The organism is Actinomycetota bacterium (genome assembly GCA_040881665.1).
Classification (GTDB): domain Bacteria; phylum Actinomycetota; class UBA4738; order UBA4738; family HRBIN12; genus JBBDWR01.
Map to the genome: position 1 here is coordinate 34,592 of JBBECT010000005.1, position 12,853 is coordinate 47,444.

Below are 12,853 nucleotides of genomic sequence, written 5' to 3' on the forward strand. Positions count from 1 at the left end.
TCGCGTGGCTGTCGTCGCGATCGACGGGACCGCGGGATCGGGGAAGTCGACGCTCGCGAGAGGCTTGGCCCGGACCCTTGATCTGCCCTACGTGAACACCGGCGTGATGTACCGTGCGCTCGCGCGCGCCGCGCTCGACGAGGGGATCGATCCCTCGGACGGCCCCGCCCTCGCCTCCGTGGCGGGCAGGCTGCGATTCACGCTCGGTCCGCACGGCGCCGACGGGGTCTCGGGGATCGAGGTCGAGGGTTCGCCACCGGGTCCGGACCTGGAGACTCCCGAGGTGGAGGCGATCGTGTCCGGCGTCGCCCGGCACCCCGAGGTCCGGGCCGTCCTCGTCGAGCGCCAGCGCGCCCTCGCTGGGCCCGGCGCGGTCGTCGAGGGTCGAGACATCGGAACGGTCGTGTTCCCGGACGCGCCGGTGAAGCTTTTCCTCACCGCCGACCCCCGGGCGCGGGCGGAGCGACGGGCGATCGAGCGCGCAGGCGCGGCCGACGAGGCCGTCGTGGCGGAAAATCTCCAGCGGCGGGACCGGCGCGACGCCGTGACGAACCCGTTCGATCCGGCGCCCGGAGCCGTCGTGATCGACGCCTCCGAACGCTCGATCGAGCAGGTCCTGGCGCTTGCCCTCGACATCGCTCGTGCCGCCGGGGTGGCCGGACCGGATCTCACCGGGGGAGGGCCGGGGTGAGCAGCCCTCGGCCGGCGCGCGTCGCGATCGTCGGACGACAGAACGTGGGCAAGTCGACCCTGGCCAACCGGCTGTTCGGTCGGCGGGAGACGATCGCACACGAGAGCCCCGGCGTGACCCGCGATCGGATCGAGCTGGAGACCTCGTGGCGTGGGCGGACCTTCGGGCTCGTCGACACCGGCGGCTTCGCGCATCGCGCCGACGGGATCGAGCAGCTCGTCGCGACCCAGGCGGAACGCGCCGCCGACGAGGCGGACGTGGTCGTGCTCGTCGTCGACGGGCATACCGGTATCCAGGAGGAGGACGCGATGCTCGCGCGCCGGCTCCGTCGCGGGCAGGTTCCGGTCCTCCTCGTCGTGAACAAGGTCGACGCCGAGCGCGAGGAGCTCGACGTCGGGGCGTTCTACGCGCTCGGTCTCGGTGAGCCGCTGCCGGTCTCGGCCCTGCACGGTCGCTCCAGCGGCGACCTGCTCGATCGGATCGTCGACCTGTTGCCGCCGCGCGACGCGTTCGACGAAACGGGCCGGGACATGGACCTGGAGCCGAGGTTCGCGCTCGTCGGGCGGCCCAACGTCGGGAAGTCCTCGTTGTTCAACCGGCTCGTCGGGGAGGAGCGCTCGGTCGTGTTCGAGGAGGCCGGTACGACGCGGGACGCGGTGGACGCCCTCGTCGAATGGCCCGACGGCCCCGTCCGTTTCGTGGACACGGCGGGACTCCGCCGTTCCTCCCGTCAGCGGGGGGTCGACTACTACAGCTCCCTTCGGACCCAGCAGGCGATCGAACGGTCCCACGTCGCGGCGCTCGTGATCGATGCCGACGACGGCCTGACGTCGGAGGACAAGCGGATCGCGGCGCGGGTGATGGAGTTCGGACGCGGCCTGTTGATCGTCGCGAACAAGTGGGACCTCGTCGAGGACAAGGACCAGACGTTCCGTCGCCTGACCGAGCTCGTCGGCCCGTTCGCCCATGCGCAGGTGGTGCGCACCTCGGCGGTCCGGGGGAGCGGGACGCGGCGACTGCCGCCCGCGTTGCTCACCGTCCACGAGCGATGGACCTTCCGAGCCTCGACCTCGAAGGTCAACGAGGTCCTGCAGGCGGCCCAGCAGGAACGGCCGGCGCCGCGAGGGGTGGGGACGTTCCGCTACGCGACGCAGGTCTCGTCCGGACCGCCTTCCTTCGTCGTGTTCGGGGGCAAGGTTCCGAACCCGACGTACCGCCGCTACCTGGAGAACCGTCTCCGGTCGAGGTTCGAGCTCGCCGGTGTTCCGGTCAAGCTCACGTTCCGCCCGAAGCGCCGCTCGTCCTGAGGGCGACCCGCTAGGATGAGCCGCGAACGGGACGTGGCGCAGCCTGGTAGCGCACTGGTCTGGGGGACCAGGGGTCGCGGGTTCGAATCCCGCCGTCCCGACCACGGTGAACGGGTGATACGTTGCCCGCCCGATGACCTCGCAGCGACAGCAGGCGGGCGCGAGTACGGCGATCCTCACCGTTCCGAACGTGATCTCCGCGATCCGCATCGCCCTGATCCCGGTGTTCGTCGTGCTGCTCCTCGGGGACGGAACCGAGTGGGCGGGTGTGCTGTTGTTCGCGATCGTCGCGGCCTCCGACTGGGTCGACGGCTTCATCGCCCGACGCACGGGTTCGGTCTCCGAGCTCGGGAAGGTGCTGGATCCGGTCGCGGACCGGCTCGCGATCGGTGCGGGTCTGATCGCTCTGGTGGTCGCGGACGCGTTCCCATTGTGGGCGGCGCTCCTGATCCTCGTCCGCGACGTCGCGGTGTTCGTCGTGGGTCTGGTGCTGCTCACGAGGTCGAGGGTTCGGATCGACGTCCGGTACATCGGGAAGGTCGCCACCTTCGGGTTGATGACGTCAGTGACGTGCATCGCCTGGGGCAGCTTCGATCTGCCGCTGGCCGGCGCCGCGACGGCCGTCGGATGGATCGCCTACGCGGTCGCGATCGTCGAGTACTACGTCGCGACCGTCCTGTACGCGCGGGACGTGCGGGAAGCCCGGGCGACGCCCGGTAGTCTCGACGCGGCGTGACGGACAGACCCGCGCCCGGACCCGCGAGAAGGGATGCCCGATGGATCTCCCGCAGGATCTTCGCTACACGAAGGAACACGAATGGGTTCGCCTCGAGGACGGCGTCGTGCGCGTCGGGATCACCGACTTCGCCCAGGACGCTCTCGGCGATGTGGTGTACGTGGACCTGCCTGCGGCCGGCACGGCGGTGACCGCGCACGAGGCTATGGGTGAGGTCGAATCCACCAAGTCGGTCTCGGACGTGTACGCACCCGTTACCGGAACGGTGACGGAGGTGAACACCGGCGTGGACGACAAGCCCGAGCTCGTGAATCGATCCCCGTACACGGATGGCTGGCTCGTCCTGATCAGCCCCTCCGACCCCAACGCGGTCGCATCCCTGATGGATGCCGCCGGCTACGAGGACCACGTCAGGCAGGCGGAGGGCGGCTGAACCGCTCGGGTCTGCCCGCGGTGATCTGGACTCCGACCTCGACCTCGAGTGTCCCGACCCCAGGCCTCCGGTCCAGGGTGCCCACGCGGGGAGGTCGAGCCTCGACCTGATGTGCCGTTGACCCGCCTGCCTGCCTACAGTAACGTCCGCTGTCGGTCGAGGCCGGTGTCTCAACGTCGACCTCGACCTTCAGGTGGAGACCGACCAGAAGGGCAAGCGAACGGTGTTCTGCACCCGCTGTGGACATCCCAACAAGGACGAGGCGCGTTTCTGCGCCCAATGTGGAGCTCCGCTCCAGGACGAGACGACCGTGTCGCTGACACCCGTCGAAGACGAAGCCGCGGGTGAGGAAGAGTTCCCCTTCCCGCACGATCAACTCGAGACCGGGCAGGCGCTCCTTCTGGTCAAGCGTGGCCCGAACGCCGGCTCGACTTTCTTGATCGAGGCGGTCGCAACGACGATCGGACGCGTGCCCGAGAGCGATGTGTTCCTCGATGACGTGACGGTCTCGCGATCGCACGCGCGTGTCGAACGACGCGACGGAGCGTTCTTCGTGACCGATCTCGGCAGCCTGAACGGGACCTACGTGAACGGTGAGCGCGTCGACGAGACGAAGCTCGCCTCCGGCGACGAGATCCAGGTCGGCAAGTTCAAACTCGTGTTCTTCGCGGCCGGGGAGTGAGGACGGACCAGCAGATGGCGACCACGCGCAACTATCAGTCGATCGGAGAGGTCCTCGTGGCCGTGAAGACCGAATTCCCGGACATCACGATCTCGAAGATCCGCTTCCTCGAGTCCGAGGGCCTGATCGAGCCCGAGCGCACTCCCTCCGGGTATCGGAAGTTCTACGAACAGGACGTCGAGCGCCTGCGCCACATCCTGAAGATGCAACGCGACGAGTACCTCCCTTTGAAGGTGATCAAGGAGCGGCTCGCGAAGCAGGATGCCGGCGAGGCCGTGGACACGGACGGCAACGCGATCGCGCCGGACGCGGAGGAGGTGACGGTCGACGACGGCACCGACGACGAGATCGCCCAGCCCGCGACCGGGCTCCAGATGTCGATCGAGGAGATGTCGGCCGCGACCGGGGTGGAACGCGAGCGGATCCTCGAGCTCGAGCAGTACGGATTGGTCCATGCGCACGGCCCGGACTCCGCGCGGTTCTACGACGGCGACGACTACATCATCCTGACGATCCTTCGCGACATGTTCCGCTATGGGATCGAGCCTCGACACCTGGGCATGTACAAGAACTTCGTCGAACGCGAGGCCTCGTTCTTCGAAACGATCGTGATGCCGTCCCTGCGGCAGCGCAACCCGGACGCGCGCCGCGCGGCGGTCGACACGCTGAACGACCTGTCGAAGATCTCGCGCAAGCTCAAGGCGGCGTTGCTCCGGGTCAACCTCCGCGAGTACCTGCAGGAGGGCTGAGCCCCCGGAGCCGACCCTTCCCCTCGGCTCCGGGGCGAGTGCTTGCGTAATCTCGCCCGCTGCGGCCCGTACGATGCCTCGGTGAACGCCAGAGCCGATCGTCGTCTCCGCCCCGCCGGGCCCGGCCCGCGGGCACGCTGGGCCTCGGGTGGCATCACGAGCCTCGCCCTCGCGTTGGCGATCGCGCTCTCCTGCCTCACGTCCAGCGGGGCCGGAGCCATCGAGGCACCACCTCCGACGCCGGTGAACGGCAAGCCGTCACCGTTCGTCACCGATCTCTCGACGCCGAAGCCCTCACCCGAGGCCCCCAGCGTCCGTGCACCTGTGGGCGTCCTCGCGGACCTGGACTCTGGGCAGGTGCTGTTCTCCAAGGGCCTGAACGATGCCCGGCCGATCGCCAGCGTGACCAAGCTCATGACTGCCTTGATCACGATCGAGCGGTCCGCGCTCGACGAGGTCGTCACCGTCAGCCCCAACGCGGCGCCACGCGTGACCGGCTACCACGGCTCGGAGCTCGACCTGCGTCCGGGAGAGCGCATCTCGGTCGAGGATCTCCTGACGGCAGCGTTGATCCAGTCCGCGAACGACGCGGCCGTCGCGCTCGCCGAGCACGTCGGAGGATCGGTCGACCGGTTCGTGTCGATGATGAACAGGAGGGCGCGCCGGCTCGGCATGCGCGACACGAGCTTCGCCTCGTCGAGCGGACTGGACGACGCTGGGCGGTCGACCGCACGCGACCTGCTCGTCCTCACCCGCGAGGTGATGGAGCAGGCCTCCCTCGCGCGGATCGTCCGGACGAAGTTCGCCGAGATCCCAAGTCCCGAAGGGAAGGCCCGTCGGGTTCAGAATCGCAACGTCCTCCTGTGGCTGTACCCGGGAGCGATCGGCGTGAAGACCGGCTACACGGTGGGCGCGAGGTTCTGCCTCGTCGCGGCCGCCGAGCGCGACGGCCTGCGTCTGGTCTCGATCGTCTTGGGCGCCCCCACGCCCGAGGGGCAGTTCTCCGACTCGGCCACGTTGCTGAACTACGGGTTCGCTGCGTTCGAACGCCGCACCTTCGTGGACGAGGGTGAGCTCCTCGGGTCGCTACGGCTGCCGGGTGGATCGGTCTCCGGCAGGACCGAGGGAAGCCTCGACGCCCTGATCCCGAGCGCCGACCTCGGGCAGGTGGAGCGACGCTTCGTCCCCGCGGGGGGTGTGGCGTTCCCGCCCGAGCCGGGTGAGGTGATCGGCGAGCTCGAGGTCGCCGCGGGACCGCTCGACCTAGGAACGGTACCGGTGGTCGTGTCCGAGGTGCCGCCCCCACCGCCGGCCGACGACGGTCCGTGGTGGCGCAGGACCCTTTCCTCGGTCGGCGACGCCGTCGGCGGCCTCGTCGGTGGCCTGCTCGGATAGGAGGGGTGCCGCTGCGGCCGCATCCGGTCGCAGCGGTGCGTCGTGGGGTGTGCGCTACGATGCCGCCGCATGTCGGAGATCGCCAGTGTCCTGTTCGCTCGCGAGGAGATCGGCCGGCGGATCAGCGAACTCGGTCGTGAGATCGCCGGTGACTACGGTGCCCGCGATCCGATCCTCGTCTCGGTCCTCAAGGGCGGCACGATCTTCCTCGCCGACCTGATGCGCTCCGTGAGCCGTCCCCTGGAGATCGACTTCCTTTCGATCTCGGGGTTCGGCGACGGCGACGAATCGATGGGCCGCGTGCGCATCCTCAAGGACCTCGACACGGACATCGCCGGTCGCGACGTGTTGCTGGTCGAGGACATCGTCGACACTGGGTTGACCCTCGCGTACCTGTTGTCGACGCTCGAGGGACGCGGTCCGGATTCCGTGCGCGTCTGCGCGTTGCTCGACAAGTCGGTGCGGCGCATCGCGCCGGTCGAACCCAGCTACGTGGGATTCGACTGCCCCGACAGGTTCGTGATCGGGTACGGGTTGGACTTCCGGCAGCGATACCGCAACCTGGCCGACATCCTCGCGGTCGACGATATGGCTGCTCTGCAGGCGGATCCGGACGCATTGGTTCCACTGCTCGACGGGGATACGGGCGGGGAACCGGCCTAAGACGCCGGCAGGTTGTCGGACCCCGGGGGAGGGGGTACGGTCGCCAAGATGATCGAGATGGACCTCGCCGGTGTGCGTGTCGAGCTTCCGACGAACCAGCCGATCGTGCTGTTGAAGGAGCGCGACGGCGAGCGCTACCTGCCGATCTGGATCGGCGCGTCCGAGGCGGCGGCGATCGCCTTGTCCCTGCAGGGGGTCGTCACCCCGAGACCGATGACCCACGATCTGGTGAAGAACATGCTCGAGGAACTCGCCGTCGGTGTGAGCAAGATCTCGATCACCGAGCTCCGCGAGGGCACCTTCTACGCGACGATCGAGATGTCGCGGAACGGCTCGAGCTACGAGATCTCGTCTCGGCCGAGTGACGCCCTCGCCCTGGCGGTCCGGCTCTCCGTGCCGATCTTCGCCGCGGAGGATGTGCTGACCGAAGCGTCGATCCTGATCCCCGACGGGGATGAGGAAGAGGAGGTCGAGAAGTTCCGCGAGTTCCTCGAGCAGGTCAACCCGGAGGACTTCCAAGCCTGAGGTCCGTCGTGGTCAGCGCCGCCGTCCGGGAAACGCGCCGCCCGCAGCCAGTCAGCGGGCGTAGAAGATCTGCGTGGTCCAGACCGAGCGCCGTCCACACATGTTGCGGCGCCGCCCCGCGTCGACGACGCCGAGCCCGATCTTTCGAAACTTGCGATAGACGATGTTGCGCCGGTGGGCGGAGCTCCGCATCAGCCGCCGCAGCACCTGATTGACGGTGTCGCCGCACCCGAGGTTCTCCCCCCAGGGGGTCAGGCTGCGGTTCGCCATGTAGCCGCTGAGGTTGGGTGTGTGGAACATCGAGTTCTTGCGGATCATCGCTCGCGTGTGCCGCGCGGCCTTCCGCGAGAGGCGTCGGTCGATCTTCAAGGTCCGGACGTCTCTGCGGTCGCGGATCTCGTTGATCTGACGGAGCATGCGGCTCCGAAGGGCGGAGGCGGAGGCAGGGGTGAACGACGAGGTCGATGCGACAAGGGTGAGGGTGATGAGCATCGCCGCGAGGATCGCCCGAGCGGGCTTCCCGGTTCGTGGCATGCGGCGCACCCTACCAAGGCCCCTTCGCGCCCGTGGGGATTTGGTCCGGAACCCCCTCGGCATGGCCCTCGGGGGCCCACGCGAACCCGCAGGTGAGCCATGGAAGCACCAGGAAGCCCACCGAAGCAGCAGCTCAGAGGCGGTGTCTGAGGGTTCCGAACTTTCTCATAGAAAGATCTCCCCAACCCCCTCGGGACGCCCCAGGGGGGAGGCATCCTTGACCCCGCGGGGCCCGCTCGGCTAGGGTGCTCACGTCCCCGTAATTACGGAGTTGTCATGACTGAACAGGTCGGTTATCGCGTCCCGGAAGTCACCAAGCTGGTCGGCATCAGCTACCGCCAGCTCGACTATTGGGCGCGCACGGGTCTCGTCCGTCCCTCGATCAAGGACGCCCAGGGGTCGGGGAGCCAGCGGCTCTACTCGTTCCAAGACCTCGTCTCCCTGAAGGTCATCAAGAACCTGCTCGACACGGGGGTTTCCCTGCAGCGGGTCCGCAAGGCGGTCGAGCACCTGCGCGGCCTGCGCAAGGCCCCCCAGTCGTTGACCCTGATGTCCGACGGCAACCGGATCTACGAGGCGTCGTCGCGCGAGGAAGTCGTCGACCTTCTCTCCGGTGGCCAAGGCGTGTTCGCGATCGCCGTCGACAAGGTATGGACCGATCTCGAGGGAACCGTGGCGAAGGGGAGCACTCGGACCAAGGAAGCACGGGCCGGGAGCGCGTGAGCCCCGCCGAGGCCGCGGCCGCTCCACCGGCCGCGGCTGATCCGACCGTTCTCAAGAGCGACACGGTCGGTTTCGCGCACGCGAGCGAACGGCAGTTCGCGAGGCTGCTGGACTTCTATCAGATCGCCTGGGACTACGAGCCCACCTCGTTCGACATCGACTGGGACGCCACAGGAAAGGTCACGCAACGATTCACTCCTGACTTCTACCTGCCCCAATACGACCTCTACATCGAGATCACGACCCTCAACCAGAAGCTCGTCACGAAGAAGAACCGCAAGGTCCGTCGGCTCCGGGAGCTGTACCCCGACGTGAAGTGCAAGATCTTCTACCAGCGCGACTACCTCTCCCTCGTCACCAAGTACGGACTCGAGGATCTGACGGGCTGAGCGCTCGGCCGCCCGCTGGCACGGGGCCCCCGGCACGGGGCCCCCGGCGCGGACCGTAGACTGACCGCCGATGCGATTCGCTCCGCACACCGAGGACGACGTCCGCGAGATGCTCGGCCGGATCGGGGTGGGGTCCTTCGAGGACCTGTTCTCGTCGATCCCGCCCGGGGTTCGCCTCGAGCGTCCGCTGGCGTTGCCCCTCGGCGTGTCCGAGATGGAGATCCTCGACGACCTCGCCCGGCTCGCGGGACGCAATCGGGACGTCGACGGCCTCGTGTGCTTCGCGGGAGCCGGGGCCTACGACCACTACGTTCCGAGCGTCGTCTGGGCGCTCGCGGGACGGTCGGAGTTCCAGACCTCCTACACGCCCTATCAGCCGGAGCTGTCTCAGGGCGTGCTCCAAACGTTGTTCGAGTTCCAGTCGATGATCTGTTCGCTCACGGGGCTCGAGGTCTCCAACGCGTCCCTCTACGACGGCGCGACGGCGCTCGTCGAGGCAGTGAACCTCTCGCGGAGTGGAGGCCGCAGACGCGTCCTCGTGGCCGACACCGTCGACCCGCGGGCGATCGACACCCTGCGCGCGTACGGCACGGGGGCGGGCTACGAACCGGAGCCGTTCGCATCATCGGGAGGGCGCGCCGTCGTCCCCGAGGTCGATGACGATGTGGCGTGCGTGATCGTGCAGCATCCCAACGTGCTCGGGATCCTCGAACCGGCCAGGGAGATCTTCGACGCGGCGCATGCTGGCGGAGCGCGCGCGGTCCAGGTCTTCGATCCGATGTCGCTCGGCGTCCTGGCGCCCCCGGGGGAGCTCGGCGCCGACGTCGCGGTGGGGGAGGGGCAGGCGCTCGGCAACCACCTGAACTTCGGTGGACCCTACCTCGGGCTGATCGCCGCACGCGAAGCCGATGTTCGTCGGATGCCCGGGCGCATCGTCGGTGAGACAATCGACGCCGACGGCCGAACGGGCTACGTGCTGACCTTGCAGGCCCGAGAGCAGCACATCCGGCGCGAGAAGGCCAACTCCAATATCTGTACGAACCAGACGCTCATGGCTGTGGCGGCGACCGTGTACCTGTCGTGGCTCGGACCCCAAGGGTTGCGAGAGGTCGGCTCCCAGAGCGCCGCGAAGGCGTCGTACGCGGCCGAGCGGTGTACCGCGGTCGCCGGGGTCGAGCTGCTCTACCCGGATGCGCCCTTCTTCAAGGAGTTCGCGCTCCGGTTGCCCGTGCCCGCGGAGCAGGTGCGTGACGCCTTGGTCGAACGCGGGTTCCTCGCGGGCGTGCCGCTGAGCGGCGCCGGGGAGGACGTTCTCCTGGTTGCGGTCACCGAGCGCCGCTCGCGCGAAGAGATCGATGCGCTCGCCGCCGGATTGGCTCACGTGGTGTCCGGGGGAACCGGGTGAGTGATCCCGCCGCCGAAGCACCTCCCCGCGTCCCGGCGCCCGTCGGTGCTCCCGTGCGCCGTCAGGGACCGCCGGTGCACGAGGGCACGATCCTGGAGCACTCCCGCCCGGGCCGGCGAGCGAGCAGCTTCCCCGAGCTGGACGTGCCGGACGCGGTGCTGCCCGACGAACACCTGCGCGGGCGACCGGCGGTGCTCCCGGAGGTTGCCGAACGGGATCTCGTCACGCACTACACGCGTCTGGCGCAGATGAACTACGGGGTCGATACCGGGTTCTACCCGCTGGGGTCGTGCTCGATGAAGTACAACCCGAAGTCCGCCGAGGAGGCGGCGGCCCTTCCCGGCTTCCGCCGGATGCATCCATTGCAACCCGACGCGACGGCGCAAGGGGCCCTCGAGCTGCTCTGGCGCCTCGAACAGGCGCTCTGCGAGATCACGGGGATGTCCCGCGCGAGCATGACGCCGCCGGCGGGCGCGTGCGGCGAGCTGACGGGGTTGCTGATCATGCGCGCCTACCACCGGGACCGTGGAAGCCACAAGACCAAGGTGCTGATCCCGGATGCGGCGCACGGGACCAACCCCGCGAGTGTGCGGCTCGCCGGGTTCCAGGCGGTTTCGGTACCGAGCGACGATCGTGGGCTCGTCGACGTGGAGGCGCTCTCCGGCCTCGTGGACGACGAGGTCGCCGGTCTGATGCTCACGAACCCCAATACGCTCGGCGCCTTCGAGCGCGACATCGAGGAGATCACGCGGATCGTCAAGCAGGTCGACGGGCTCGTCTACTACGACGGGGCGAACCTGAACGCGATCCTCGGATGGTGCAGGCCGGGGGACATGGGCTTCGACATCGTGCACATCAACACCCACAAGACCTTCGCGACCCCCCACGGCGGGGGAGGTCCGGGCGCCGGTCCCGTGGGCGTGATCGAGCGCCTGGTCCCGTACCTGCCCGTTCCCCGCGTCGAGCGGGACGAGGACACCGGAACGTTCCGGCTGGAACACGACGCCGCGGACTCGATCGGGCGGATGCACGGGTTCCACGGCAACTTCGGTGTCCTCGTCCGCGCCTACCTGTATGTGTTCCTCCACGGGGGGGACGGACTCCGTCAGGTGAGCGAACGCGCGGTGCTGAACGCGAACTACCTGGCGCGGCTCGTCGAGGAGGTGTTCCCTCCTGCGTACCCGGATCTCCCACCGATGCACGAGTTCGTCGCGACCGCCCTCCCGCTCGAACAGGAGCACGGCATCCGCGCGATGGATGTGGCCAAGCGTCTGATCGACCTCGGTTACCACCCGAGCACGGTGTATTTCCCCCTGGTGGTGGACGAAGCGATGATGGTCGAACCCACCGAGACCGAGACCAAGGAGACCCTCGAGGCCTTCGCCGCGGCCTTGCGCCAGGTCGCCGAGGAAGCCGCAACCGCCCCGGACCTGCTCCATGAAGCGCCGGTGACCACCCCCGTGCGACGGCTCGACGAGGCCCGCGCAGCTCGGAACCTCCGCTTGCGCTGGTAGGAGCAGGGGGCCACCCCGGGCGGCCGCACCGGGAGGATCCTATCCGGCGGTTGGTGGGTACGGGGTAGCCAGCACGGGCTACTACGGAATGGGCAGTTCCACTCAAGTTCCATCGCCCTCGCGCCGATGGTGCGTGTGGGAGGAACGACATAGCGGTCCCGAGAAGGGCTAACCACCGGGAACGGTGGGACGCAAAGCATCGGGCCTCACCGCTCCGACGACCTCGTGAAGGTCGCGGCGGCGAAGGCGGCCGAGCTACCGAAGGACCAGGATCGACCACCGGTTCTGGAGCTTTGATCGGGGCCCCTCGAAGGGGAGGGGAGACATGCGAACGACCAGGAGCGTAGGGGCGACCCGCATCGTCCTCGTCTCGACCCTGGTGCTGGCGCTGGGGCTCGGGGTGCTCGGGACGGCGCCCGCCTCCGCGGGTAAGCACGGCCGCCGCGATCAGATGCTCTCGCTGCTCAACAAGGCTCGCACGAACCGCGATGTGCGGCGCCTCGACGTGAAATCCATCGTCGCGCGCCGGGCTGCCGGACACAGCCGGGCGATGGACCGCAAGAACCGCCTCTACCACTCGGATCCACTCGCTCGTCAGGTCCGCGGGGTGCGCTGGCGCGTGGTGGGCGAAAACGTCGGCGTGGGCCCGAGCATCGATGGCCTCTACCGGGCCTTCATGCGGAGCAAGCCGCACAAGCGGAACATCCTGGATCGCTCGTTCAAAAAGGTCGGTATCGGCTTCGACGTCGACAGGCGCGGCAACCACTGGGTGACGCTGATCTTCTACGGCTGAACTCGCGCGATCGACGCGTGCGTTCCCCCCGTGGGAACGGCGAGAGGCCCCGGGTGCGTCCGGGGCCTCTTCCATGTCCGGATGGCATCCGGCCCGGTCCTGACCGGCCGTCAACGCTGGAGGCGATCGGCGGATGCATCCCGTCACTCCCGACGAGATCGTCGATCGCCCGGTCCATCCGAGCACGGGCGTGAGTGTAGGAGCACCTCCGCCCCCTTCGATCAGCAACAGGCAAACGGACGAAGATCGGGCTCCCCCCTTGCGCCCCGAGCATCCGGCGGGGTAGGCAAGGGGCCGGATCGGCGAGCGCGGGC

14 protein-coding genes, 1 tRNA gene, 1 pseudogene and 1 riboswitch are annotated in these 12,853 nt (G+C 68.6%); of the genes and pseudogenes, 15 read left to right on the forward strand and 1 reads right to left on the reverse strand.

All coding sequences use genetic code 11. From position 1 onward, the window contains the following. Positions 1-4: 4 nt before the first annotated feature. The 10 genes from cmk to WEF05_05940 all read left to right on the forward strand — a co-directional run bounded on the left by cmk (position 5) and on the right by WEF05_05940 (position 7,181). Positions 5-691 (forward strand): (d)CMP kinase, encoded by a 687-nt coding sequence (cmk, locus tag WEF05_05895; protein ID MEX1101417.1) that lies wholly within the window; start codon positions 5-7, stop codon positions 689-691. Next, the gene (gene der, locus WEF05_05900; protein MEX1101418.1) at positions 688-1,998 is read left to right on the forward strand and encodes a ribosome biogenesis GTPase Der; all 1,311 of its coding nucleotides are present in this window, start codon (positions 688-690) and stop codon (positions 1,996-1,998) included. The genes cmk and der overlap by 4 nt, the downstream gene beginning before the upstream one ends. Before the next feature lie 27 nt (positions 1,999-2,025). Then, a tRNA-Pro gene (locus tag WEF05_05905) sits at positions 2,026-2,102 on the forward strand. 29 nt (positions 2,103-2,131) lie between these two features. Then, positions 2,132-2,734, forward strand: a complete 603-nt coding sequence (locus WEF05_05910) for a CDP-alcohol phosphatidyltransferase family protein (protein MEX1101419.1) — start codon at positions 2,132-2,134, stop codon at positions 2,732-2,734. A 40-nt stretch (positions 2,735-2,774) separates the two neighbouring features. After that, entirely contained in the window at positions 2,775-3,167 is a 393-nt protein-coding gene (gcvH, locus tag WEF05_05915) for a glycine cleavage system protein GcvH (protein MEX1101420.1), read from the forward strand. A 193-nt stretch (positions 3,168-3,360) separates the two neighbouring features. Further along, complete coding sequence (locus tag WEF05_05920; GenBank protein ID MEX1101421.1) at positions 3,361-3,849, forward strand: FHA domain-containing protein; 489 nt, start codon at positions 3,361-3,363, stop codon at positions 3,847-3,849. Positions 3,850-3,863: 14 nt separating this feature from the next. Continuing rightward, entirely contained in the window at positions 3,864-4,598 is a 735-nt protein-coding gene (locus WEF05_05925; GenBank protein MEX1101422.1) for a MerR family transcriptional regulator, read from the forward strand. A gap of 81 nt (positions 4,599-4,679) precedes the next feature. After that, complete coding sequence (locus WEF05_05930; protein ID MEX1101423.1) at positions 4,680-5,993, forward strand: D-alanyl-D-alanine carboxypeptidase family protein; 1,314 nt, start codon at positions 4,680-4,682, stop codon at positions 5,991-5,993. Positions 5,994-6,062: 69 nt separating this feature from the next. After that, on the forward strand, positions 6,063-6,656 hold the full coding sequence (gene hpt / locus WEF05_05935) for a hypoxanthine phosphoribosyltransferase (GenBank protein MEX1101424.1): 594 nt from the start codon (positions 6,063-6,065) through the stop codon (positions 6,654-6,656). Positions 6,657-6,704: 48 nt separating this feature from the next. Beyond that, entirely contained in the window at positions 6,705-7,181 is a 477-nt protein-coding gene (locus WEF05_05940; GenBank protein ID MEX1101425.1) for a bifunctional nuclease family protein, read from the forward strand. Positions 7,182-7,232: 51 nt separating this feature from the next. On the opposite strand, the gene WEF05_05945 is transcribed toward WEF05_05940, so the two are convergent. Further along, positions 7,233-7,715, reverse strand: a complete 483-nt coding sequence (locus WEF05_05945; GenBank protein ID MEX1101426.1) for a CAP domain-containing protein — start codon at positions 7,713-7,715, stop codon at positions 7,233-7,235. A 324-nt stretch (positions 7,716-8,039) separates the two neighbouring features. Here WEF05_05945 and WEF05_05950 point away from each other — a divergent pair. The 5 genes and pseudogenes from WEF05_05950 to WEF05_05970 all read left to right on the forward strand — a co-directional run bounded on the left by WEF05_05950 (position 8,040) and on the right by WEF05_05970 (position 12,539). Further along, positions 8,040-8,393: pseudogene (locus tag WEF05_05950) on the forward strand (MerR family transcriptional regulator). A 41-nt stretch (positions 8,394-8,434) separates the two neighbouring features. Further along, the gene (locus WEF05_05955) at positions 8,435-8,827 is read left to right on the forward strand and encodes a hypothetical protein (GenBank protein ID MEX1101427.1); all 393 of its coding nucleotides are present in this window, start codon (positions 8,435-8,437) and stop codon (positions 8,825-8,827) included. A 70-nt stretch (positions 8,828-8,897) separates the two neighbouring features. After that, entirely contained in the window at positions 8,898-10,232 is a 1,335-nt protein-coding gene (gene gcvPA / locus WEF05_05960; GenBank protein MEX1101428.1) for an aminomethyl-transferring glycine dehydrogenase subunit GcvPA, read from the forward strand. Between the two features lie 74 nt (positions 10,233-10,306). Beyond that, on the forward strand, positions 10,307-11,746 hold the full coding sequence (gene gcvPB, locus WEF05_05965) for an aminomethyl-transferring glycine dehydrogenase subunit GcvPB (GenBank protein ID MEX1101429.1): 1,440 nt from the start codon (positions 10,307-10,309) through the stop codon (positions 11,744-11,746). A gap of 156 nt (positions 11,747-11,902) precedes the next feature. After that, positions 11,903-12,009, forward strand: a riboswitch (cyclic di-GMP riboswitch). Between the two features lie 62 nt (positions 12,010-12,071). Continuing rightward, positions 12,072-12,539 carry a CAP domain-containing protein gene (locus WEF05_05970; GenBank protein MEX1101430.1) on the forward strand — a complete coding sequence of 156 codons (468 nt, stop codon included), beginning with the start codon at positions 12,072-12,074 and terminating at the stop codon, positions 12,537-12,539. Positions 12,540-12,853: the final 314 nt, after the last annotated feature.